General features: G+C 49.3%; 22 protein-coding genes. 14 read left to right on the top strand and 8 right to left on the bottom strand.

Translation table 11 applies throughout. From position 1 onward, the window contains the following. Window positions 1-15: 15 nt before the first annotated feature. Entirely contained in the window at window positions 16-675 is a 660-nt protein-coding gene (locus tag JNC77_RS02370) for a trimeric intracellular cation channel family protein (RefSeq protein ID WP_374829101.1), read from the top strand. Between the two features lie 73 nt (window positions 676-748). Here the strand turns inward: JNC77_RS02370 and JNC77_RS02365 are convergent, their stop codons facing one another. Beyond that, window positions 749-1741 (bottom strand): adenosine kinase, encoded by a 993-nt coding sequence (locus tag JNC77_RS02365; protein WP_374829100.1) that lies wholly within the window; start codon window positions 1739-1741, stop codon window positions 749-751. A gap of 211 nt (window positions 1742-1952) precedes the next feature. Between JNC77_RS02365 and JNC77_RS02360 the strand changes: the two genes are divergently transcribed. Beyond that, entirely contained in the window at window positions 1953-2678 is a 726-nt protein-coding gene (locus JNC77_RS02360; protein WP_374829099.1) for a sulfate transporter family protein, read from the top strand. On the opposite strand, the gene nth is transcribed toward JNC77_RS02360, so the two are convergent. Further along, window positions 2656-3414: an endonuclease III gene (gene nth, locus JNC77_RS02355; protein WP_374829098.1), complete on the bottom strand. Its 759-nt coding sequence runs from the start codon at window positions 3412-3414 to the stop codon at window positions 2656-2658. The two genes, JNC77_RS02360 and nth, sit on opposite strands and share 23 nt — an antisense overlap. 69 nt (window positions 3415-3483) lie before the next feature. Between nth and JNC77_RS02350 the strand changes: the two genes are divergently transcribed. The 3 genes from JNC77_RS02350 to JNC77_RS02340 all read left to right on the top strand — a co-directional run bounded on the left by JNC77_RS02350 (window position 3484) and on the right by JNC77_RS02340 (window position 4973). Continuing rightward, a complete protein-coding gene (locus JNC77_RS02350) occupies window positions 3484-3990 on the top strand; it encodes a DUF2244 domain-containing protein (protein WP_374829097.1) in 507 nt (168 codons plus the stop codon). A gap of 147 nt (window positions 3991-4137) precedes the next feature. Beyond that, window positions 4138-4560 (top strand): Hsp20 family protein, encoded by a 423-nt coding sequence (locus tag JNC77_RS02345; protein WP_374829096.1) that lies wholly within the window; start codon window positions 4138-4140, stop codon window positions 4558-4560. A 161-nt stretch (window positions 4561-4721) separates the two neighbouring features. Continuing rightward, window positions 4722-4973, top strand: a complete 252-nt coding sequence (locus JNC77_RS02340; protein ID WP_374829095.1) for a BQ00720 family protein — start codon at window positions 4722-4724, stop codon at window positions 4971-4973. A gap of 75 nt (window positions 4974-5048) precedes the next feature. Here the strand turns inward: JNC77_RS02340 and ptsN are convergent, their stop codons facing one another. The 5 genes from ptsN to lptC all read right to left on the bottom strand — a co-directional run bounded on the left by ptsN (window position 5049) and on the right by lptC (window position 9209). Continuing rightward, window positions 5049-5513: a PTS IIA-like nitrogen regulatory protein PtsN gene (gene ptsN, locus JNC77_RS02335; protein ID WP_343801690.1), complete on the bottom strand. Its 465-nt coding sequence runs from the start codon at window positions 5511-5513 to the stop codon at window positions 5049-5051. A gap of 89 nt (window positions 5514-5602) precedes the next feature. Next, the gene (gene hpf / locus JNC77_RS02330; protein ID WP_374829094.1) at window positions 5603-6193 is read right to left on the bottom strand and encodes a ribosome hibernation-promoting factor, HPF/YfiA family; all 591 of its coding nucleotides are present in this window, start codon (window positions 6191-6193) and stop codon (window positions 5603-5605) included. A 534-nt stretch (window positions 6194-6727) separates the two neighbouring features. After that, window positions 6728-7495 carry an LPS export ABC transporter ATP-binding protein gene (gene lptB / locus JNC77_RS02325; protein ID WP_374830443.1) on the bottom strand — a complete coding sequence of 256 codons (768 nt, stop codon included), beginning with the start codon at window positions 7493-7495 and terminating at the stop codon, window positions 6728-6730. Between the two features lie 81 nt (window positions 7496-7576). After that, complete coding sequence (locus JNC77_RS02320) at window positions 7577-8200, bottom strand: LptA/OstA family protein (protein ID WP_374830441.1); 624 nt, start codon at window positions 8198-8200, stop codon at window positions 7577-7579. Window positions 8201-8456: 256 nt separating this feature from the next. After that, a complete protein-coding gene (gene lptC, locus JNC77_RS02315; RefSeq protein WP_374829093.1) occupies window positions 8457-9209 on the bottom strand; it encodes an LPS export ABC transporter periplasmic protein LptC in 753 nt (250 codons plus the stop codon). A gap of 197 nt (window positions 9210-9406) precedes the next feature. Here lptC and sppA point away from each other — a divergent pair, with 197 nt between their 5' ends. The 7 genes from sppA (at window position 9407) to olsB (ending at window position 14770) form a co-directional block, all read left to right on the top strand. Beyond that, on the top strand, window positions 9407-10381 hold the full coding sequence (gene sppA, locus JNC77_RS02310; RefSeq protein ID WP_374829092.1) for a signal peptide peptidase SppA: 975 nt from the start codon (window positions 9407-9409) through the stop codon (window positions 10379-10381). 62 nt (window positions 10382-10443) lie between these two features. Further along, entirely contained in the window at window positions 10444-10728 is a 285-nt protein-coding gene (locus JNC77_RS02305; RefSeq protein WP_184223395.1) for an integration host factor subunit beta, read from the top strand. Window positions 10729-10744: 16 nt separating this feature from the next. Further along, complete coding sequence (locus tag JNC77_RS02300) at window positions 10745-11062, top strand: lipopolysaccharide assembly protein LapA domain-containing protein (RefSeq protein WP_374830439.1); 318 nt, start codon at window positions 10745-10747, stop codon at window positions 11060-11062. Between the two features lie 119 nt (window positions 11063-11181). Beyond that, window positions 11182-12348: a class I SAM-dependent methyltransferase gene (locus JNC77_RS02295; RefSeq protein WP_374829091.1), complete on the top strand. Its 1167-nt coding sequence runs from the start codon at window positions 11182-11184 to the stop codon at window positions 12346-12348. Next, window positions 12345-13223: a TrmH family RNA methyltransferase gene (locus JNC77_RS02290; RefSeq protein ID WP_374829090.1), complete on the top strand. Its 879-nt coding sequence runs from the start codon at window positions 12345-12347 to the stop codon at window positions 13221-13223. The genes JNC77_RS02295 and JNC77_RS02290 overlap by 4 nt, the downstream gene beginning before the upstream one ends. Next, a complete protein-coding gene (gene lspA, locus JNC77_RS02285) occupies window positions 13223-13711 on the top strand; it encodes a signal peptidase II (RefSeq protein ID WP_374829089.1) in 489 nt (162 codons plus the stop codon). Before JNC77_RS02290 ends, lspA begins: the two co-directional genes overlap by 1 nt. Before the next feature lie 141 nt (window positions 13712-13852). Next, window positions 13853-14770 carry a l-ornithine N(alpha)-acyltransferase gene (olsB, locus tag JNC77_RS02280; protein WP_510186614.1) on the top strand — a complete coding sequence of 306 codons (918 nt, stop codon included), beginning with the start codon at window positions 13853-13855 and terminating at the stop codon, window positions 14768-14770. Window positions 14771-14897: 127 nt separating this feature from the next. On the opposite strand, the gene mutS is transcribed toward olsB, so the two are convergent. Further along, window positions 14898-17555 carry a DNA mismatch repair protein MutS gene (mutS, locus tag JNC77_RS02275; protein WP_374830435.1) on the bottom strand — a complete coding sequence of 886 codons (2658 nt, stop codon included), beginning with the start codon at window positions 17553-17555 and terminating at the stop codon, window positions 14898-14900. A gap of 274 nt (window positions 17556-17829) precedes the next feature. Between mutS and JNC77_RS02270 the strand changes: the two genes are divergently transcribed. Together JNC77_RS02270 and JNC77_RS02265 are read left to right on the top strand one after the other, a co-directional pair. Beyond that, complete coding sequence (locus JNC77_RS02270) at window positions 17830-20127, top strand: NADP-dependent malic enzyme (RefSeq protein WP_374829088.1); 2298 nt, start codon at window positions 17830-17832, stop codon at window positions 20125-20127. Between the two features lie 88 nt (window positions 20128-20215). Then, entirely contained in the window at window positions 20216-22987 is a 2772-nt protein-coding gene (locus JNC77_RS02265; protein ID WP_374829087.1) for a [protein-PII] uridylyltransferase, read from the top strand. Window positions 22988-22998: the final 11 nt, after the last annotated feature.

The raw sequence follows: 22998 nt of genomic DNA, 5'->3' as shown, positions 1-22998 counted from the left end.
GCGGGGAGCGTCGTTGTGACGATACTGACTTTCTTAAATTATGCCGGCGTTTTCGTATTTGCGGCGACCGGCGCTTTAGCTGCATCCAGACGTCAATTGGATATTGTCGGCTTTATTTTTCTTGCCAATGTCACCGGTATCGGTGGGGGTACCATCCGCGATCTTATCCTTGGCGATGATCCGGTTTTCTGGGTAAGAGAGCCGCTTTATCTGGTCACCGGCACAGCCGCAGCAATTCTCGTTTATTTTACCGCGCATTTGGTGGAATCGCGTTATCGCGTGTTGTTATGGCTCGATGCTTTGGGGCTGGCTTTTTATAGTGCCATGGGTGCTGCTAAAGGGCTTGATCTCGGCTCCGATCCGTTGGTGGCAATTGTAACCGGTATTTTTACCGCAACCCTTGGCGGTGTTTTGCGTGATATTATCGCCGGTGAACCATCGGTTCTGCTCAAACGCGAGATTTATGTGACAGCTGCTCTGGCAGGCGCATGTGTTTATGTGGCAATGCATCTGGCACAGATCGATACAATGATTGCTGTTATATGCGGCAGTCTTGCAGCTTTTATTGTGCGTGGCGGCGCTTTGATATGGGGCTGGAAATTGCCGGTCTACAAGCCGCAACCAGGGCGCACCGAAGCCGAGCTCAAACGTGATGGCTTTATCCGCAAAGATTAAGTAACATAAGATACATAAAAAAACGGCTGATGTTACTAAATAAACATCAGCCGTTTTTTGCATTCAAGAAATGTTAAAGCAATCCGGCATTTTTGGCAGCGCCCGAAAGGCTCCCCTGTGCACGTGGCCCAACCTGCTGCACAATAATACCGGCAGCAAGAGCGCCAAGCCGCGCACTTTCTTCCAGTGAACGGCCATTGGTGTAACCAAAAAGGAATCCGGCTGCAAACAGATCACCGGCACCGGTTGAATCCACCAATTCGGAAATCTCGATTGCCGGAACGACAATCCGCTCGTCCTTTTTGACCACGACCGCACCTTTTTCGGAGCGTGTGACAATGCCAAGTTTGCAATCATTGGAAAGCGCCAGCAAAGCTGTGTCGAAACTATCGGTCTGATAAAGTGATTTTGCCTCTTCTTCATTGGCAAAAACAATATCCACCGTGCCTGTGCGCATCAGTTCCAGAAACTCATCACGATAGCGGTCAACGCAGAACGGATCAGACAAAGTCATCGCCATTTCGTGGCCGTGATCATGCGCCACTTTTGCAGCCAGTCGAATGGCTTCTTTGGCACGTGGAGGATCCCACAAATAACCTTCAAAATAAGTGACTTTTGCATCAGCCACTTTGGAGGCCTCAATATCTTCAGGCCCCAATTCCACGCAGGCGCCCAGATAAGTGTTCATCGAACGCTCGCCATCCGGTGTCACAAAAATCATGCAACGCGCGGTCGGGATTTTGTTTTCTAACGGACGTGTGTCAAAGGCCACGCCTTGGGAACGGATATCATGAGCAAAGACGCTGCCCAGACTATCATTGGCCACTTTGCCGAAATAAGCGGCCCTACCGCCCAGATTGGCGATACCGGCGGCGGTATTGCCGGCGCTACCGCCGGACATTTCCACAGCTGGCCCCATACGGTCATATAAAAGTTCCGCACGTGAACCATCAATGAGGTTCATCGCGCCTTTGATAATGCCATTGGTAACCAGAAACTCATCATCAGAACGCGCAATAATATCAACGATTGCGTTACCGATACAAAGAACGTCATATGTAGCCATGAGATAAACCAAGAGGCTCCCGTTGTTATGTATCAAGCAGTTTCCTGCGGTGATTTTATGCGATGATTTAGCCTTTTGGCTCGATAATAGCTACCCTGCAAAGATCAATCACCTGAATTATCTGTGAGCAGTGCCCTATAAATCGTCTCTTGTAGGACTAAAGTAGCGCACCTATCTAAAAGCCGCACCATACCGCGATTCAGGAGTTTACATGGTTCTGCAAGCTGCATACACCGCATTACAAAGGCTGTTCAGTGCAGAATATCGCTCTGTTTTCTGGAAAGTTTTAGGCCTGACAATTTTACTATTGATGGGCGCGTGGGCAGCAATCAGGCAGATATTTTTCTCATTAGCATGGCCATGGCTTGAAACTCTGCTGCCTGGCCTGCCTGAATGGACAGGTTGGCTGGGGCTGGTAACAGCAATCATTGCAGGCATGGGGCTGGCACTGGTGCTGGCACTTCTTATTGCTCCGGTCACAGCCTTGATTGCCGGTCTTTTTCTCGATGACGTGGCCGAAATCGTTGAACGTGAAGATTATCCCGATGAACCTGTCGGCACCGAACTGCCGATCAGGCGCGCCATCATCGTGTCGCTCAAATTTCTGTGCATCGTCATTGCGGGCAACATTCTGGCATTGCTGTTATTACTGGTGCCGGGCGTCAATATCATTGCCTTTTTCATCATCAACGGCTATTTGCTCGGGCGTGAATTTTTCGAATTTGCCGCCATGCGCTATCATCCAGAGCAAGAAGCCAAAGCTTTGCGTGCTCGTTATGGCGGCACCATATTTTTAGCCGGCCTCATCATTGCAGGCTTTCTGGCCATACCGCTTTTAAGCCTGCTGACACCGCTTTTTGCCGCCACCATGATGGTGCATCTGCACAAAACGATCATGAAACAGGAAAAAAAACTTATCCCAGCTTTTCAGGGATAGTTGTCAATGGTGCGGGTATCGAATTGGTTTTCGAAGCCGATTTGCAGATATCCGCAATCACACATAACCCGCATTCGGGTTTACGTGCCTTGCAGGTATAGCGCCCGAACAAGATCAGCCAATGATGGGCATGCTGCATAAATTCCGCCGGAATGATGCGTACCAAAATTGCTTCCACCGCATCCGGTGTTTTAGCCGGTGCCAGTCCGATACGATTGCCGATGCGCAAAATATGCGTATCCACCGCCATGGTCGGCTGGCCAAAAGACATATTCAGCACCACATTGGCAGTTTTACGCCCCACCCCCGGAAGCTTCACCAAATCATCACGATTATCCGGCACTTCGCCGCCATAATCGCGGATCAAAGCTTCACAAAGCAAAATGACATTCTTGGCCTTGTTGCGCCACAGACCGATGGTTTTGATATATTCACCCACCGTTTCTTCACCAAGTGCCAGCATTTTTTGTGGGCTATCGGCAATGGCAAACAAAGCACGCGTTGCTTTATTGACGCCAGCATCGGTTGCCTGCGCCGATAAAACCACCGCCACCAGCAATGTAAACACATTCACATGTTCCAATTCACCCTTTGGTTCGGGGCGCTGAATGCTGAAACGACGAAAAATTTCGTATATTTCATCACGCGTATAGAGCGACCCCGCCAAACGGCGCGGTTTGTGCTTTGGCGCAGTTGTGACATCTGTAGCGGATAATTTTACTTTAGTCTGTTCCATATCCACTCTATAATCTTTAACATGGTGACATAACAGTCGTAAGCTTGCCGCAGCCCGAAACAGGTTATCATGGTTGATTATCATCCCGACGGTGCCCAGCCTGACCATTATGACAGGCCGATTTTCCAAGCGCTTCTCCAGCCTTATCGCTCGCTTGGGCGCAAAGGGTTTATCATTTTGATGTCTGCACTGATTGCCTGCTGGCTTTTAGTGAGCTTTATCTTTTTCTCGCTTGGCGCGTGGCCGATCTTTGGTTTTTTCGGCCTTGATATTGCGCTGATTTACTGGGCATTTCGCGTCAATTATCGCGCGGCACAAGCACGTGAGGAAATTTCCGTTTCTAAATCGGAACTCCATATCCGCCAGATAGCTGCATCAGGCCACATTCAAAACCACAGTTTCAATCCGTTCTGGACAAAATTTCATGTCGACCGCCGCCCCGATATCGGCATCACTGCCATGAATATTGAGAGCCGTGGCCGGATTTTAAAAATCGGCAGTTTTCTGAATGCCGATGACCGGGAAAGTTTTGCCAATGCTTTTTCATCGGCGTTGCGTGAAGCAAAAAGCAACTGATTATTAGTTTAATTATAATTTCAAACAAACAGCTGTTTGCCCGCCTCTTGAAGTCAGCACAAGCAAAAGCCATATTATAAAACATGATGAAGATGCCGGATTCGGGTCTTTACAATACACTACGGTCGCTTTGATAAGGACTGACACATGACACGGTTAACACCATTTTCGAGCCCTTTGCTGCTCGGTTTCGACACGATGGAAAAAACGCTAGAACGTTTGACCAAATCCGGTGAAGGCTATCCGCCTTATAATATCGAGCGTTTACGCCATGAAAGCGGCTCCGAGCGTTTGCGTATTTCATTAGCGGTTGCCGGTTTCTCTTGCGAAGATCTGGAAGTCACCACAGAGGACAACCAATTGGTTATTCGTGGCCGCCAGACGGATGATACAGAGCGTGAATTTTTACATCGCGGCATCGCAGCCCGCCAGTTCCAGCGCATGTTTGTGCTGGCAGACGGAATGCGGGTGATCGGCTGCGAATTGAAAAATGGCTTATTGTCTATTGATCTCGACAGACCCGAGCCTGAGCGCCTGATCAAACGCATCAGTATTGACGTCAAGGAATAAGAGACTAGAGCGTGTAGCGTTTAATTGTAGCCACTGCGCTTGCTCTCAATTCTTTTAATTATCGCATGTTCGCGGAAGCTCAAATGAATCCATTTGAACGCGACATGCTCTAGGTTCAATGGCGGGGCTTATAAAAAGTCCGCTAGCTGGAGGTAATGAGTATGAACCATCCAAAACCAATTTTAACCGAGACAGAATTTGCTAATCTTGGCGCCGGTGAAATCGGCTATGTGCGTAAAATGCGCTCGGATGATCTGAGCCGCAATTTCCCGTCTCTGCCCCCGCTTGCACCCAATATGGAGTTTTGGGCTTTGTTTGGCGCCAGCGGTGAGCCGATCATTCTGTCCGATATACGCGCCAATGCACTCGCAGGCGCATGGGATCACGAACTGCGCACAGTTATGTTGCAATAGTCAGACGATACAAAGATAGCCAATTTAAAAAGGCTGCGTCGCCAAACACGACGCAGCCTTTGTTATTTCAATAATTTAAGCAGCATTCGACGCCGGATGCGTCGTTAAAAATGAATATAAAATCTGCACATCATGGGTGCCACGCAGTTTTGCAACCACATCGGCATCACGCAGCAATCTTGCAATACGCGAGAGTGCTTTGAGATGATCTGCACCGGCATTTTCCGGTGCGAGCAGCAAAAAGACGAGATCAACGGGCTGATCGTCCAATGCTTCAAAATCAACCGGTGTTTCGAGACGGGCAAATACGCCGGCAATTTTTGAAATACCTGTCAGCTTTCCATGTGGAATGGCAATACCATTACCCACACCGGTAGAGCCAAGGCGCTCACGCTGCAGAATCGTTTCAAAAATTTCTCTCTCGGGGAGACCGGTCAGTTCAGCAGCCTTTTCAGACAAAATCTGCAAAAGCTGTTTTTTGGAGCTGGCCTTCAACGCAGGGATAATTGCCCCCGGCTGAATCAGATCGCTGAGATCCATTCTCTCCATTCCTTCTTCAAGCGGGCTTCCTGGCCCAGAAGAGATACGTACAGCCTTTAAAACAGGCTGCACGCAACTCCACGATTGAATCAGGCTTCCGGCATAGTCTGGCGGGTAACCGTTGACGGATCAACCCAGCCGATATTGCCGTCAGCCCGACGGTAAACAATGTTAACTTCGTCATTGCCCGCATTGCGGAAAACCAGCACCGGATGTTCGGTGAGATCCAGCTCCACAACTGCAGAGGCAACACTCATAGTCCTCAAGGTAACCGAAGATTCCGCGACAATTGTCGGTGCGTAATCTTCGGGCAGCTCTTCTTCTTCCTCAAGAAGCGGAGCCATAACACGATAAGCGATATCAGCATAGCCTGTGTTTGTAGCAGTCTGCCGTGATTTAAGACGTCGCTTATAGCGTCTTAAACGTGTTTCTATTTTTTCCGCCGCAATATCAAAAGCCAGTTGCGGATCTTGCGCTTCCCCCGTGCTTTGCAAAGTTGCACCACTATCCAGATGCAGCATGCAATCAGCAGCATAACGCGAGCCGGACTTCGTTACAGTAACTTGCCCTGCAAAACCATGTTCAAAATATTTACTGACGGTTTCTGTTACCCGATCATTAATGCGGGTCCGGAACGCATCGCCTACGTCCATGTGTTTACCCGATACACGCAGAGTCATATAGCAATACCTCATATGTGTTCATCTTACGACTCAATCTAATCACATGGAATGCAAAGCGCCAAGCGATCAGATGTTAAACTTTACACAAATATGAACTATTTGATCCTGTTCGTTGATTTGAGCTCACAAAAACAAAAACGCGACTTAAATACTCTGACCGGACAAAGCAATTATTTCATAATAAAACTGCTTACAAAATCCGTCTTTTACAAAACAATCAACAATGTTTCACTAAAGCAGAACTATTGGATGATTGTTTTTACTTAACCATGAATCAATATCCTATGATGCCGTTAACGACTTTATTTTTCAACTGGTTTATTCTTGCGACATTCCAGTTGCAGCCAAGCGGGTTATTTATGAATGCTGGGCGCACATGTCAACCTGCATCATTTCATCTCAGACTACAATGTAATAATTATTGAACGAAAATAATTGCCGAACGTCTCTGAAAAGGGATGCGAAGGGTCTGATTTTACAACAAAAACGGGCCGGACATAGCCGACCCGATCAAAATTCGAACAAATCACTTTAAAGAGTAAACTGGTCACCCAGATAAAGACGGCGCACATCGGGATTAGACACAATCTCATCCGGCTTGCCATGGGTCAGCACCTGACCGGCATGGATAATATAAGCCCGATCAATCAGCCCGAGCGTTTCCCGCACATTATGATCCGTGATCAGCACACCAATGCCGCGGCTGGTCAAATGACGTACCAATTGCTGAATGTCGGCAACAGCAATCGGGTCAACTCCGGCAAAAGGCTCGTCGAGCAGCATGAAGTTGGGTCGTGATGCAAGTGCGCGTGCAATTTCAAGGCGTCTGCGCTCACCACCCGACAATGCAATAGCCGGCGCTTTGCGCAAATGCGAAATATGAAACTCTTCCAGCAAAGCATCCAGCTCAAAGGCTCGTTTTTTACGGTCTTTTTCAACCACTTCCAAAACGGCTTTGATGTTGTTTTCCACAGAAAGTCCACGGAAAATCGAGGCCTCCTGCGGCAGATAACCAATGCCAAGGCGCGAACGACGGTACATCGGCATGGATGTCACATCAAAACCATTGATCTCGATCGTGCCATTATCCACCGGCACCAGCCCTGTCACCATATAAAAACAGGTGGTTTTACCGGCGCCATTCGGGCCTAAAATACCAACTGCCTCACCGGCACGTACACCAAAAGAAACGCCGTTTACAACCTGACGGCCATTATAGCTTTTGGTCAGCCCACGCGCGACAAGCGTATTGTTCAGATCACCGCGCCGTTCATTCAACGAAAAATCGTCGTGCTCCATATGGTCACGCGCGCTATCGTCGGTTGATGCAGATTTCTGTTTTTGCTCAGGTGAAAAAAATGCCACGTAAACCCCTGTAGCTTAGCGTCTGTTAGCGGGCGCACCGCCATCTTCGGATTTAGGCGACATAATAATGGAAACACGTCCCTTTTTTGCGCCCTGACATGCTTCCAAAAACGCTTTGCCGGTATCCATATGGGCAATCATCTTGCAGCCGGTAGCGACATTGTCACCGTCAGTCAGCACAACTTTTTTGCCTTCCAAAACCATCTGCTGGGTTTTGGCATTATAAACACCGCTATCGCCGGTCGCGACCTGCGGGCCGGATTTCAGATAAACTTTCTCGCTCACTTCCAGACGATCAATACCGGAAGAAGAAAGACCGGCGGCACCTTGCTGGGCACCAGCCTCGGACTTATCACCATCTTTATTATAATGAACGGTCATTTTGCCGGCGCGCAATGTAGTTTCACCCTGAACAACAGAAACATTGCCAATAAAAATGGCGATGCCTTCTTTATCACGCATTTCAAGGCGGTCGGCATCAATTTTAACCGGCTCTTTGCCATTGGAAAGATTAAGACTGCCGAAAGGCACCTGCTCGGTTTGTGCAGAAACACTCAACGGTGACATACTCAAAGCCAAGCCCAGGCCTAAGGCGGCAAATGTCTTGCTGCGCGCGAAGCGAACTGCGCTTTGTTTCATTTCAACGCATTTTGCGCGCATAATCTGATCCCCTGAATCGTACAACCGTAAAGCGTATAATGAATAAATTCATAACAAACATTAAAGTTTTAATATAGACTAAAGCTACACACATCAATGCGAAGCATAAAATCGCAGCCATAATGCAAGCGGTATGAGAACACACTGTGGCTTGATGCCACTTTCTTTGAGGATTTGATACAGTCCGTTGAGAAAACGCGCTCTGAAAGAGCAGAGAATCAACCGTCAAAAAATCTTAATCGACACTTTCAGGCGCAACGATGGTCAGATGCACCTCATCTTCAAAAACCACCACATCACCGCTGGACTGCACCTGCATTTTATTGGCCTGAATATGGGTTGTACCACTTTGAATATCGACCGGATTGTCGGTCATGATCTGCCCCGTGGCAATGTTCACATCCGCTGAACGCATTTTAGCAGTCAGGCCATCGGTAGTGGTCACCACAAAGTCGCCAATCAGTTTCATACGACCATTCACGTTATCGTAAACGCCGTTTTTAGCATTGATCGTGGCTTGACTTTGCGCACCTACAGGTAATTTGGCACTAATACCTTCCAAAGTGATGATGCCTTCATTTTTAACATCCTGTATCGCTTTGGTTGCCGTTAAATTATAGGGACGGTTTTCTTTGGTAAACCCATTGAGATTGGGATTGGCCATCACCAGTTTTCCGTCTTCCAGACCATCACCCAAATTGACTTTAACGGTAGATGCGGGCGTTGCCAAAAATGTAAACCAGCTAAAAACAGCGCCAACAAGCACAGCTGCAATCGGCAAGCCGATTTTCAAAATTTTAACACGGGTGGAGTGACGCTGTGCTGCCTGAAACACCGAAACAGCTTTCTCGCTCGCGCCAAAACGCATGCCGCGCCGCGCATTCGCGTCAGCAACATGATCAGCATATAGAACACCGCTATTTTCGTTTACAGACAAAAGACTATTCCAACACTCATAAATCCGGCCAAAGTCAACCGTCCGACGCATATACTTGCCGGACTGCTTGCCGAATTCTCATAATATTCATTTCAATGTGGTTTATTTGGGGTACAAACCGGCCTATCACAAGGTCACATACAACTATAAAGATAAATTCCCGTAAAAAAGATAGATTAAAACGCAACGACGCGATAATCTGCCGCAAGATTTTAAAGCAGGAATGTTGAAAACATAAAAAGGTTCACATGACTCAGACCGCCGATGCCATGATCGACAGACGTCGTATCAGACGCAAACTCACCTTCTGGCGTGGTGCATTTTTAATTGTTCTTGCACTGGCTTTGATTGCAATTGCAACCACACAATCCAGTAATTTTATCGGCCTCAACACGCCGCATATTGCCAAAGTGCGCATTGAAGGTACGATCACCCAAAATGAAGAACTGCTGAAGCGGCTGGAGCTGATCGCAAAAAATGACGCGGTCAAAGGTCTGATCGTCATTGTTGATTCACCAGGCGGCACCACGGTCGGCGGCGAAACTATTTTCAATGCCATCCGCAAAATTGCCGAGAAAAAACCCGTCGTTACCAGTGTCGGCAATCTGGCCGCCTCTGCCGGCTATATGATTGCAGTGGCATCGGATCATATTGTCGCGCACCAATCTTCCATCGTCGGCTCCATAGGCGTGCTGTTCCAATATCCTGACATTTCCGAGCTGATGAACAAGATCGGCGTAAAAATGGAAGCGGTTAAATCTTCCCCGATGAAAGCAGAGCCGAATTTCTTCAATCCTGCCAGCGAAGAAACTAAAGCCATGATCCGCAATATGATTATGGATTCTTATGATTGGTTTGTCGGTCTTGTTGAAACACGCCGCTCCTTTACCCGCGAAGAAACGCTGGCTCTGGCTGACGGTTCTATTTTCACCGGTCGTCAGGCTTTAGAGAAAAAATTGATCGACGGTTTGGGCGGCGAAGAAGCCGCACGTGAATGGTTATTGAAAAAAGGCCTGTCACCTGATCTGTCGGTGATTGAGTGGAAACCGGAAAAGGATGAAACGCTCTTATCGATGAAAGACCTGCTGGTGCGCGGTGCTGTTCGCATGTTTGGCCTGCCCGATGACAGCCATCATTTCATTCGTGATACGATCAGTGAACGTATCTTCCTTGACGGCCTGCTTTCTGTCATGCAAGTTACTGATACTGTTGGACATAAATAAAGTGAAACCATAATCGGTTTTTTAACAAAATCCGATGCGCAGCAAAAAGAGGGATGAATAGCTTGATCAAATCCGAACTCGTTCAGATCATTGCCAGCCGAAACCCGCATCTTTTCCAGCGCGACGTTGAAAACATCGTCGGTGCGGTTTTTGATGAAATCACGAATGCCCTTGCAGAAGGCAATCGTGTGGAGCTGCGCGGCTTTGGTGCTTTTTCCGTCAAAAACAGACCAGCCAGAAGCGGTCGAAACCCACGCACCGGTGAATCTGTCAGTGTTGAAGAAAAATGGGTGCCATTTTTTAAAACCGGCAAAGAACTGCGTGACCGGTTAAACGACATCGACTGAGATTTTTATGAAAAAAATTCCGACACGCCGCTTGGTAACCCTCATTATTCTGGTGCCGCTGGCTGTTATTCTGATCGCTTTATCTGTTGCCAATCGTATGAGCGTAACAGTGACATTCGATCCGTTTAATCCTGGCAATCCGGCATTATCTTACACTGCTCCGCTTTTCATCTGGTTGTTCGCAACTTTGCTGGTGGGACTGGTGATCGGTGGTGCGGTTACCTGGCTGGCGCAAGGAAAACACCGTAAACAAGTGAGAATCCAAAAACTGGAACTCGCCAATCTAAAGCAACATAATCAAAAAAACCTGTTGGGAAATGATGGATATTTGTAAAATATCCTCCTCATTTCTCACATTTATGGTGCGAACCGAGCCTTGATTGGAGTTTTTCTCTTTCACCTGCCGGCACTTTATCCTACGAGACAATAAAAGAGCTTTATGGAGTTAGTCCGGTGAAGGCAGCCAAACCAAAAAACAAACGTCCGGCCGGACAGAAACCGCGCGGCAAAAATGAACGGGCAGATCATTTTGCCCCGAATGCTGAACGCGGCCCCAAAACAGGTGGCTTTAAAAAGCCGCGCCCGCAATTTGCCAAGACGACTGACAAAGCTTCTAACCGGCCTGCTGAGGCACCGGAAAACATCCGCGCTAAAGAACGTCCCCAAGACAAGCTTGATCAGCCAACCCGCATTTTAAGCCCGCAGACAGGCAAAAAGCCCATTGAGCGCAGCGCTGTTATCTTAGAAACATTGCCAACGGATGATTATGCCCTGCTCGACAGCGGCAATGGTTTGAAGCTTGAGCAATATGGCTCTTACCGCATCATCCGCCCTGAAGGTCAGGCGATCTGGTTACCGGCATGGGATAAGGCCGAATGGGACAAAGCGGATGCCGTTTTCACCGGCAATACCGATGAAGAAGGCATGGGGCGCTGGGCTTTTCCTAAAAAGCCGCTTGGCGAAACATGGCCGATGAAACATGACGGCATCAAATTTCATGGCCGTTTCACCTCTTTTCGCCATGTCGGCGTGTTTCCTGAACAGGCAGCGCACTGGTCTTATATGGCCGAGCTTATTCGCCGCGAAGTCGCTAAAGGCAAAACTGTTCGCGTGCTCAACCTCTTTGGTTATACCGGCGTTGCATCACTGATTGCAGCACAAGCAGGTGCGGAAGTCACCCATGTGGACGCTTCCAAGAAAGCAATCAACTGGGCAAAAGAAAATCAGGAAATAGCCGGTCTTGAGACCAAACCTATTCGCTGGATTTGCGATGATGCAATGAAATTTGTCGCGCGTGAAGAACGTCGCGGCAGCCATTACGATATCATCCTGCTTGACCCGCCAGCCTATGGTCGCGGCCCCAATGGCGAGGTTTGGCAGCTATTTGATCATTTGCCTGCCATGGTTGATCTGTGCCGCTCGATCACCACCAAAGATGCGCTGGCAGTTATTTTGACCGCCTATTCAATCCGCGCCTCATTCTTTGCTATTCACGCGCTCATGTGTGACCGCTTTACCGGCCTTGGCGGTGTGGTGGAATCAGGCGAATTAATTTTGCGTGAGCGCTCAGCCAATCGTGCGCTTTCCACTTCTCTCTTCAGCAGATGGGTTCAACAATGAGCCAAAATCACGACTTTTCCGCTTCCAACCGTTCTTCGACACCACGCAATGGACAGGTGAAAGAAGTCACCAGTCTGGCCAATCCGATTGTGAAGGATCTGCGCGCGCTGGCGATGAAAAAATTCCGCGACCAGCAAGGCGTGTTTATGGCCGAGGGCTTGAAGCTCGTCATTGATGCGCTGGATCTCAACTGGAAAATCAAAGTGCTGGTTTTCGCCAAATCCGGCAAAGGCAACAAGCTGGCCGAACAGACAGCAGCGCGCACCGTTGCCTCCGGCGGCTTGGTTTTGGAAGTCAGCGAAAAAGTAATGGCCGGCATTACACGCCGCGATAATCCGCAAATGGTTGTCGGCGTTTTCGAGCAGCAATATCAATCGCTCAAAAATTTAAAACCATCCGGCAATGATACTTATATCGCGCTTGATCGTGTGCGCGATCCGGGCAATCTGGGCACTGTTATCCGGACTGCCGATGCAGTGGGCGCCAAGGGTGTGATCCTGATTGGCGACACCACCGATCCTTATTCACTTGAAACCGTGCGCGCCACCATGGGGTCGGTTTTTGCATTGCCGCTTTACCGTGCAACCGAAGCTGATTTCTTACAATGGCGCAAGGGCTTTTCCGGCATGATCGTCGGTACGCATTTAAAAGGGTCGGTTGATTACCGAACTATTGATTATGCCAAAAAACCGGTCATCTTGATGATGGGTAACGAGCAGCAAGGCTTGCCCGATCCATTGGCGGAAACTTGCGACAAGCTTGCCCGTATTCCGCAAGCCGGCCGCGCCGATTCGCTTAATCTCGCCATTGCCACCGCTGTGATGCTTTATGAAGTTCGCCGCGAAGCGCTCATTTTAGACGAAAGACCTGCCTGATGAGCAAACTCAGAGCTTCTTTACCGACTATTTTAGTGATTGTTGCTGCGATTTTTATCGATCAGATGGTGAAGTTGCGCGTTGAAGATACGATGGCATATGGCGAGCAAATCGACATTCTGCCGTTTCTGGCGCTTTATCGCACCCATAATACCGGCATTGCTTTTTCGCTTTTATCCGGCCTTCATGACAAAGCGCTTGTGGCTTTCACCTTGGTAATTGTCGGTTTTGTGATTTATTTATGGTGGACAACAGCCCAGACCCGCGTCTTTGCCCGTGTTGGCTTTGCCCTCATTATCGGTGGTGCACTCGGCAATCTGATTGACCGCTCGATGCTTGGCTATGTGGTTGATTATGTTCTATTTCATCTGCCTAACTGGTCATTTGCCATTTTCAATCTGGCAGATGTTTTCATCACGATCGGTGCAGGATTAATCCTGCTGCAAGAGTATCTGAACTGGAAACAAGAAAAAACCGCAAAGAAATGACATTCAATTGTCACCATTATCGCCTAATAAAATGATCGTTACCTTGCCCATAAATGTGGTAATGCTGGATGAGTTTTGAAACAGCCGAACCGCTTTGAAATACTCGGAAAAAGTGAACAAACACATCGGGAGCAAAGCAGGATGGCTCTACAGCTTGGAAAGACTACGCAAATAGTCGATAATGATGCCATGATAAAACAAAATACATCAGGTGTGACAAACGACGCCACGGAAAACTCCAATGGGAACGCCACTGGCAATTCCGCGTTGCTCGGACGTATGGGTGCATTGGAAGTTCGGCTGGCCACGACAACAGAAGAGATCGAAGCCGCACAAGAGCTGCGCTTCCGTGTTTTCTATGATGAAATGGGCGCGAAAAAAGACGCGCTGCAAGCTATTGAACAACGTGATGCGGATCGTTTTGATCCGGTTTGCGATCATTTGCTGGTTTATGACACAGCGCTTCCGGGCCCGCAGCATAAACAAATTGTCGGCACCTATCGCCTGATGCGTACCGATCAGGCCAATAAAACCCATGGGTTTTATTCTGCCAGTGAATATGATGTGCAGCGCCTGACACTCTCGAAACCGGAATTGAATTTTCTCGAACTTGGCCGATCTTGCGTCAAGCCGGAATACCGCTCCAAGCGCACTGTCGAGCTTTTGTGGCAAGGCATTTGGGCTTATTGCCGTCGTCATTCCATTGATGTGATGATGGGCTGTGCGTCTTTCCAGGGTGCTGTACCTATGGCACATGCCTTGTGCCTGTCCTTCCTGCATCAAAATGCCCGTGCCGACAGTGAATGGGATGTGCGCGCCTTGCCGGAACATTATCATGCCATGGATTTGATGCCTGCCGAAGGTGTCAACATGAAGCTTGCGCTGTTCTCCATGCCGCCACTGATTAAAGGTTACTTACGCCTTGGCGGTATGATTGGTGATGGTGCGGTGGCGGATGAATCTTTCGGCACCACAGATGTATTTATCATCCTGCCGGTTTCCCGCATTTCCAGCCGTTATATTAGTTATTATGGTGCTGAAGCTGACCGCTTTATTTGAATGATAAAAGCGTAAAGCAGGGCTGCAAAAGGCGATTTTCGCCTCAGTTCGACGCTTTTAAACGTCCCATCAAACAAAAAAAGGCTGCCTGATTACTCAGGCAGCCTTTTTTCTGTGCTTTGGAAATTCAAGCTTTAGCCAGTGAGATTTCCTTCAAGCGATAAAGCGCTTCCAGTGCTTCACGCGGGCTCAAATCATCCGGACGAATGGCATCCAATGCGTGTTGCAATTCATTGGCCTGAACTTGTGTTTTTGGTGTTTCTTGTTTCAACACTACTGAAAAGAGCGGCAGATCATCAATCAGCTTATTGGCTTTGCCTGAAGTTTCACCTTCTTCCAGCTGCTTCAGCACATCGCGCGCACGATTAACCACCGCTTCCGGCAAGCCCGCCAGACGTGCCACCTGCACACCATAAGAGCGATCCGCTGCACCCTGTGCCACCTCATGCAGGAACACGACATCATTGTCCCATTCCTTCACCCGCATAGTGACATTAGACAAGCGGTTAAGCTTTTCCGACAATGCCGTCATTTCATGGAAGTGGGTCGCAAAAAGCGAACGGCAACGGTTTTTCTCATGCAGATATTCAACCGCAGCCCATGCAATCGAAAGCCCGTCAAAAGTCGCGGTACCGCGACCGATTTCGTCCAAGATCACCAGCGCGCGTTCGCCCGCCTGATTGAGAATGGCGGCAGTTTCCACCATTTCCACCATGAAAGTGGAACGCCCGCGCGCCAGATCATCAGATGCACCAACGCGTGAGAACAAGCGGTCAACAATACCGATATGTGCCGAACCGGCCGGCACAAACGACCCCATCTGCGCCATCATCGCAATCAAGGCATTTTGGCGTAAGAAGGTCGATTTACCGCCCATATTAGGGCCGGTCAGCAGCCAGATCGCACCGTGTTTGTCATTGTTTTGCGGTGACAAATTACAATCATTGGCAACAAAAGGGTTGGCGGCTTGGCGTCGCAATGCCTGCTCCACCACCGGATGACGCCCGCCGACAATGTTGAAAGCCAAGCTGTCATCAACAATCGGGCGACAATAGCCCTGCTCATCAGCCAGCACCGCCAAAGCCACCGACACATCATATACAGAAAGAGCTGCTGCTGCTGCGCGGATCAAATCGGCAAAAAGCACGATCTCGGCGGTCAAATTATCAAAAATTGCGCTTTCGATGGACAATGCACGATCCGCGGCATTGGCAATTTTCGTTTCCAGTTCCGCCAATTCGGTGGTGGTAAAGCGCATGGCATTGGCCATGGTCTGGCGATGGATAAAACGTGCCTTTGCCTCGTCGCTGTCGGTCATCACACCGGCATTGTTGGCAGTGACTTCGATGAAATAACCCAGCACATTATTATGTTTGATTTTGAGCGTTTTAATGCCGGTTTCATCAATATAATTCTGCTGCAATCCGGCAATCACGCGGCGCGACTGATCACGCAGCGCCCGCATTTCATCCAGTTCAGCATGATATCCCTGCCGGACAAAGCCACCATCGCGCTTTAAAAGCGGTAGTTCATCCGCCAAAGCCTTGTCGAGATGATCACACAGCGTTTCAGGTATGCTTTCAAGTGCATGCAATGCAGCTTTAAGTTCTGACGGCAGATCTTTGTTGCTTAGCAAACCAACAATACTGCGTGCTGCTTCAAAGCCTTGCTGCAAAGCGCCCATATCACGCGGACCACCACGACCAACGGCCAGCCTTGAAAGACCGCGTGGCATATCAGGCACACCCTTCAACTCTAGGCGCAAAGCATCGCTTAAAACCGGTTCATTAAGAAAATAAGACACCGCATCAAGCCGCGCATGAATGGCCTGTGGCGAGGTCAAAGGTGCCGTCAAACGCTCAGCCAGCAAGCGGCTGCCGCCGCCTGTTACAGTGCGGTCAATCGCTTTGAGTAAACTGCCGTCACGATGACCTGCAAGGGTGCGTACCATTTCAAGATTGGCGCGCGTTGCCGGATCAATGAAAAGCGTCGAGCCTTCCTGCTCACGCTCTGGACGCATCAATGGCGGACGCTCGGAAATCTGCGTTTTCTCGATATAGGCAATCGCACCGGAAATGGCCGACAATTCGGAGCGCGAAAACTGACCGAAACCATCCAAGGTCGCCACATCATAATAACGCTGGATGCGCGATTGCGCGGCCGCACTATCAAACAAAATGGCTGGCTGCGGAATGACCGAGCGGCCAATCAGATCAAAGACAGGGCGTAGCTCCGCATCATGAAATACCGGCTCCGCCACGATCAACTCGCGCGGATCAACCCGCATAACATCGGCAAACAACCGCTCCGGCGAGCTTTCGGTTACACGGAATGTGCCGGTAGAAATATCAATCCACGCCAGTGCCAATACATTTTCGGCCTCACCTTTGACGCGGCCTAAAGTCATCAGAAAATTAGCTTCTGACGGATCAAGCAGTTTTTCTTCGGTTAGAGTGCCCGGTGTTACGAGGCGCACCACATCGCGTTTGACTACCGATTTAGAGCCGCGCTTTTTCGCCTCTGCCGGATCTTCTACCTGCTCGCACACGGCAACGCGGTAACCTTTGGCAATCAGCTTTTGCAGATAATCATCAGCGGCATGAAACGGCACACCACACATCGGAATTTCATCGCCCAGATGCTTGCCACGTTTGGTGAGTGTTATGCCAAGCGCTTTGGAGGCTTCAACCGCATCTTGGAAAAACAGTTCGTAAAAATCGCCCATCCGATAAAAAAGCAGCGAATCAACATTCGCCGCTTTAATCTCGATATATTGCTCCATCATCGGAGTGAGTCGGGTTGGCGCATCATTAAGAGCTGCTGATCGAGCTTCAGTTTCGGTGGAAGACGCGGAAATATCGTTGATAATCTCTGGTTGGTTCGTCAATCTTCAGCTCCGCCTTCCATAAAACACAATTTTGTTACGCATAAACCACTCAAAACCATTGAATCTTGCGTAAAGTGTAAAATTCATCACAATATCTATTCCCGAAATGATATTTACGCACCACCCAACAGAGATTACCTAGAATTCTCCACAGATGATAACCGGAGTTGACATGTCAGCCTCAGAAAAAAACAATAACAAAACCCCCACTGCCGCACAGGCTGCCAGTGATAAAGAAGCGCTCGATTTCCATTCGATGGGGCGCCCCGGTAAGTTAGAGATCGTTCCGACCAAGCCTATGACAACCCAACGTGATTTGTCACTGGCCTATTCTCCGGGCGTTGCTGTTCCGGTGAGAGCAATCGCTGAAAATCCGGCCAGTGCTTATGATTACACTGCCAAAGGCAATCTTGTTGCCGTTATTTCCAATGGTACCGCTATTTTAGGACTTGGCAACCTTGGCGCGCTGGCTTCCAAGCCAGTGATGGAAGGTAAATCCGTCCTGTTCAAACGTTTTGCCGATGTGGATTCCATCGATCTGGAAGTTGATACCACCGATATTGACGCTTTCATCAATTCAGTGCGCTATTTGGGCCCGTCTTTCGGCGGCATCAATCTGGAAGATATCAAAGCTCCCGACTGCTTCATTATTGAACAGCGCTTGCGCGAAATGATGGACATTCCGGTGTTCCACGATGACCAGCACGGCACCGCAATTATTTCTGCCGCCGGTCTCATCAATGCGCTGCATCTGACCGGCCGCGATATGAAGACAACCAAGCTGGTCTGTAATGGTGCAGGCTCTGCCGGTATTGCTTGTATCGAACTGATCAAAGCGATGGGCTTTGCCTCTGAAAACGTCATTCTTTGCGACACCAAGGGTGTTGTTTATCAAGGACGTGAAGAGGGCATGAACCAGTGGAAATCCGCGCATGCTGTCAAAACCAACAAGCGCACACTGGCACAGGCAATAGAAGGCGCCGATGTCTTCTTCGGTCTTTCCGCCAAGGGTGCCTTGACCGATGAAATGGTCGCCTCAATGGCACCTAATCCGATCATTTTTGCGATGGCAAATCCTGATCCGGAAGTAACACCTGAAGATGTCGCGAAAATTCGTGATGATGCGATTGTTGCAACCGGCCGTTCCGACTATCCCAATCAGGTCAACAATGTTCTGGGCTTCCCTTATATCTTCCGTGGTGCGCTCGATGTGCGTGCAACCACCATCAATGAAGAGATGAAAATTGCCGCAGCCAATGCACTGGCACTGCTGGCGCGTGAAGATGTGCCTGATGATGTTGTGGCAGCCTATCAGGGCAACCGCCCGCGCTTTGGTCGCAATTACATCATTCCGGTGCCGTTTGACCCGCGTCTGCTCGCCTCTGTTTCAGTAGCGGTTGCCAAAGCTGCAATGGAGACAGGTGTTGCCGGTCGTGCCATCACCGATCTTGATGCTTATTCCCGCGAATTGTCGGCGCGTCGTGATCCGATAGCTTCAACGCTTCGCGGTATTTATGAGCGCGTACGCAGCAAGCCAAAACGCATCGTCTTTGCCGAAGGTGAAGAAGAGCAAGTGATGCGTGCCGCAGTTTCCTTCGTTAATCAGGAACTTGGAACCGCCATTCTGGTTGGTCGTGAAGACCGTATTCGTTCCACCGCAGAAGCCGCCGGTGTTGATCTGACCAAGCCGAATATTGAAATCATCAATGCACGTCTTTCCAGCCGCAACACGGCTTATGCTGATTATCTTTATCAAAAATTGCAGCGTCAGGGCTTTTTGTTCCGTGATTGCCACCGCCTGATCAACAATGACCGCAACCATTTTGCGGCCTGCATGGTTGCCCTTGGCGATGCGGATGGCATGGTCACCGGTATCACCCGCAATTACGCCACCGGCCTTGAAGATGTGCGCCGCGTCATCGACAGCAAGCCGGGTCACCGCGTTGTCGGCGTTTCAATTGCCATCTGCCGTGACCGCACTGTCTTTATTGCCGACACTGCCGTACATGAATCACCATCTGCTGAAGAGCTGGCTGATATTGCTGTGGAAGCTGCGGGCATGGCACGCCGCATGGGCTACACACCACGTGTTGCCCTCACCGCTTATTCCACCTTCGGCCATATGGGCGGCGAACGTTCGGCAACCATTCAGGAAGCTGTCCGCATACTGACAAAGCGTCATGTGGACTTCGAATTTGATGGTGAAATGAGTGCGGAAGTAGCGCTCAACGGCAAGCTGATGACACAATATCCGTTCATCCGGCTTTCCGGCCCTGCCAATGTGCTGATCACACCGGATCACCACTCGGCCACCATTGCAGCCGATATGCTGCAAGAACTGGGTGGTGCTACAGTGATTGGCCCACTCTTGGTTGGCCTTGATAAGCCTGCCCAGATTGTAAGCCTCGGTGCCAAAGATACCGACATCGTCAACATGGCGGCAATCACTGCCTATAATGCTTCCAACTAAGCATAGCTTCGATTAGATTAAACGCCGGCCTCACACTGTGGAGCCGACGTTTAAGATACTTTATTGGTAAGCAATATGAGGCAGTCTCTTGAAAATACTCCAGACGATTGATGAAGAAGCCTTTATTGCCAAGCTCAACCTGTTAGCGGACACCTATTGCGACCATCAGGAGCTACGCCGTCATATCCTCAGTCTTCTGAAGGAAACCCATCAACAAGGTTTGGCAAAATCAGAAGAATTGCTGAACAAAGATGGTGGCGGCACTTTATGCGCCAGACGCATCTCGCATCTGATGGATGTGATAATCTGCGCCCTCTATCATATAATCACCACCCGTATTTATCCGGTCAATAATCCATCCATGGCAGAAACTATGGCGATTGTTGCCGTTGGCGGCTATGGCCGCGGTGGTTTGGCACCCGGTTCCGACATCGATCTGTTGTTTTTACTGCCATATAAACAAACACCGTGGGGCGAGCAGGTGGTGGAATATATCCTCTATATGCTTTGGGATATGAAGCTGAAAGTGGGACACGCCACCCGTACGATTGATGATACTATCCGGCTTTCGCGGGAAGATATGACAATCCGCACAGCGGTGCTGGAAAAGCGCTTGCTGATTGGCAATCATGCGCTGTTTGAAGAACTGGAAACCCGCTTTGAAAGCGAAGTTGTTTCCGGAACAGGGTCTGAATTTATTGCCGCCAAACTGCATGAACGCGATCTGCGCCATCAAAAATCCGGTGTCACGCGCTATCTCGTCGAACCGAATGTCAAAGAGAGCAAAGGCGGCCAGCGCGACCTGCAAACCCTCTTCTGGATCGCCCGTTATTTCTATGGCATCCGCAGCAGTGAAGGTCTGGTGAAGCTAGGCGTTTTATCACGTGCCGAGCATCGGCTGTTCAACAAGGCCAAAGATTTTCTCTGGGCAGTGCGCTGCCATATGCATTTTTTGACCAATCGCGCCACCGAGCGTTTATCTTTCGAGTTGCAGCCCGACATTGCCGATCGGCTTGGCTATACCGCACATCCGGGTCAAAATGCGGTCGAACGCTTCATGAAACACTATTTTCTGGTGGCCAAAGATGTCGGTGATTTAACCCGTATCATCTGTGCGGCTTTGGAAGAGCAGCAAGTCAAGCATGTGCCCGGCTATAACCAGATTTTCATCAGCAGCGAGCCTCATAAACGTAAACTGAGCCGCGGCAATGATTTCGTCGATGAAAACCACCGCATCAATATTGCCCGCGACACGGTTTTCCAAGAAAATCCGGTCAATATCATTCGCCTGTTTCATCTGGCAGATAAACATGGGCTTGCGCTGCATCCAGCCGCCATGCAGCAGGTTTCACGCTCGTTAAAGCTCATCAAAGCAGAATTACGTGAAAATCCGGAAGCCAACAAAATGTTTCTGGAAATTGTCACCTCACCACGTGATCCGGCACTGATCTTGCGCCGCATGAATGAAACTGGCGTGCTTGGCAAATTCATCCCCGATTTTGGCCGCATCGTTGCGATGATGCAATTCAACATGTATCATCATTACACGGTAGATGAGCATTTATTGCGCTCAATCAAAGTGTTGTCGGAGATTGAACATGGCACTCTGGAGGAAGAACACCCGCTTTCCAACGAGCTGATGGCATCGCTTAAAACAGCGCGCAATATTCTTTATGTCGCGCTTTTTCTGCATGATATTGCCAAAGGCCGCCCTGAAGCCCACTCGGTGGCGGGCGCACGTATTGCCCGCAAACTCTGTCCGCGTTTTGGCCTCACAGCATCTGAAACAGACACGGTTGCATGGCTGATCGAACAGCACCTGACCATGAGCAAAATTGCCCAATCGCGAGATCTCAATGATCGCAAAACCATTCAGGATTTTGCAGATATTGTGCAAACCAAGGACCGGCTGAAACTGCTGCTCATTCTTACTGTTTGCGACATCAAAGCTGTTGGCCCCGGTGTATGGAATGGCTGGAAAGGCCAGTTGTTACGCACACTTTATTATGAAACCGAACTGGTTTTAACCGGTGGTTTTTCTGAACAATCACGCACCGAACGCAGCGAAGAAGCCCGAAAAATACTGGCAGAGAATTTAAGCCATTGGCCGCAAGAAGCGGTAAGCGCTTATATACCATTGCTTTATACCAATTATCTTTTGAGTGTTTCTTTAGAAGACCAGATCAGGCATGCAGAATTTATTCACAAAAGTGATCTGCAACAGCGCAGTGTCGCCACTTTAGCGCAGCCGCATCGTTTTGAAGCGGTCACCGAAATCACGGTTCTGGCACCCGATTCACCACGCCTTCTCACCATCATCACCGGTGCCTGCGCGGCAGCAGGCGCCAATATTGTCGACGCGCAAATTTTCACCACCCGGGACGGACGCGCTTTAGACACGATTTTGATCAGCCGCGCTTTTGAACTCGATGAAGATGAGCGTCGCCGCGCCGAACGTGTCGGCCAGTTGATTGAAGACGCACTGGCCGGCATCGCCCATTTGCCGGATGTGATGGCTAAAAAAGCCAAGCCAAAACGTGCTCCTAAAACCTTCCGTATTGAACCACGCGTGGTGATCAATAACAGTCTTTCCAATAAATTTACTGTTTTGGAAGTAAAAGGACTCGACCGCCCCGGCCTGTTGTGGGAACTAACCGGGGTGATTTCCGATCTTTCGCTCAATATTGCTTCCGCCCACATTACCACCTTTGGTGAAAAGGCTGTTGATACATTTTATGTGACAGATTTAAGCGGCGAAAAAATCGCTTCGACCACAAAACAAAATAATATTAAACGCAAACTTCTCAGCCTTTTTAATGATGAGATAGTGGCCAAAGCAGCCGCGCAAACGAGCAACTGACAGGCATTAAT

Source organism: Paenochrobactrum pullorum, from assembly GCF_041929845.1.
Lineage (GTDB): Bacteria > Pseudomonadota > Alphaproteobacteria > Rhizobiales > Rhizobiaceae > Paenochrobactrum > Paenochrobactrum pullorum.
Note: the sequence above shows the minus strand (reverse complement) of the source record. Positions and strands in the feature narration are given on the sequence as shown.

Bases quoted from the DNA above. Each gene is read 5' to 3' on its own strand.
- JNC77_RS02365 (WP_374829100.1), bottom strand. From the start codon at position 1,741: ATGGCTACATATGACGTTCTTTGTATCGGTAACGCAATCGTTGATATT.
- JNC77_RS02360 (WP_374829099.1), top strand. From the start codon at position 1,953: ATGGTTCTGCAAGCTGCATACACCGCATTACAAAGGCTGTTCAGTGCA.
- nth (WP_374829098.1), bottom strand. From the start codon at position 3,414: ATGGAACAGACTAAAGTAAAATTATCCGCTACAGATGTCACAACTGCG.
- JNC77_RS02350 (WP_374829097.1), top strand. From the start codon at position 3,484: ATGGTTGATTATCATCCCGACGGTGCCCAGCCTGACCATTATGACAGG.
- JNC77_RS02345 (WP_374829096.1), top strand. From the start codon at position 4,138: ATGACACGGTTAACACCATTTTCGAGCCCTTTGCTGCTCGGTTTCGAC.
- JNC77_RS02340 (WP_374829095.1), top strand. From the start codon at position 4,722: ATGAACCATCCAAAACCAATTTTAACCGAGACAGAATTTGCTAATCTT.
- ptsN (WP_343801690.1), bottom strand. From the start codon at position 5,513: ATGGATCTCAGCGATCTGATTCAGCCGGGGGCAATTATCCCTGCGTTG.
- hpf (WP_374829094.1), bottom strand. From the start codon at position 6,193: ATGACTCTGCGTGTATCGGGTAAACACATGGACGTAGGCGATGCGTTC.
- lptB (WP_374830443.1), bottom strand. From the start codon at position 7,495: ATGGAGCACGACGATTTTTCGTTGAATGAACGGCGCGGTGATCTGAAC.
- JNC77_RS02320 (WP_374830441.1), bottom strand. From the start codon at position 8,200: ATGAAACAAAGCGCAGTTCGCTTCGCGCGCAGCAAGACATTTGCCGCC.
- lptC (WP_374829093.1), bottom strand. From the start codon at position 9,209: ATGCGTCGGACGGTTGACTTTGGCCGGATTTATGAGTGTTGGAATAGT.
- sppA (WP_374829092.1), top strand. From the start codon at position 9,407: ATGACTCAGACCGCCGATGCCATGATCGACAGACGTCGTATCAGACGC.
- JNC77_RS02290 (WP_374829090.1), top strand. From the start codon at position 12,345: ATGAGCCAAAATCACGACTTTTCCGCTTCCAACCGTTCTTCGACACCA.
- lspA (WP_374829089.1), top strand. From the start codon at position 13,223: ATGAGCAAACTCAGAGCTTCTTTACCGACTATTTTAGTGATTGTTGCT.
- olsB (WP_510186614.1), top strand. From the start codon at position 13,853: ATGGCTCTACAGCTTGGAAAGACTACGCAAATAGTCGATAATGATGCC.
- mutS (WP_374830435.1), bottom strand. From the start codon at position 17,555: ATGATGGAGCAATATATCGAGATTAAAGCGGCGAATGTTGATTCGCTG.
- JNC77_RS02270 (WP_374829088.1), top strand. From the start codon at position 17,830: ATGTCAGCCTCAGAAAAAAACAATAACAAAACCCCCACTGCCGCACAG.